Source organism: Campylobacter portucalensis (genome assembly GCF_009690845.1).
Lineage (GTDB): Bacteria > Campylobacterota > Campylobacteria > Campylobacterales > Campylobacteraceae > Campylobacter_B > Campylobacter_B portucalensis.
The window spans coordinates 590-796 of the sequence record NZ_VWSJ01000058.1; the positions used below are offsets into that span (position 1 = coordinate 590).

1 protein-coding gene is annotated in these 207 nt (G+C 28.5%); it reads right to left on the minus strand.

Features of this window, described 5'->3' with window-relative positions:
* On the minus strand, positions 1–207 hold a 207-nt coding region (locus F1B92_RS08565), incomplete at both ends, for an HlyD family efflux transporter periplasmic adaptor subunit (protein WP_154571426.1).

Genomic DNA, 207 nt, shown 5'->3' on the forward strand with positions numbered 1-207 from the left:
GTATTAGCTCTCCATCAAGTTTTCCATATTTTTGAAAGTTAAAAGTATCTATTTTAATAGCTACTTTTTGTCCTTCTTTTAAAAATCCTATATCTTTATTTAGTGTTGTTGCTTTTATTATAAGTGGCTCATTTGCTGGAATTATAGTTATTAAAGCCTCCCCACTATTTACAACTCCACTTTCAGTATTTACTAAAAGCTTTCCTA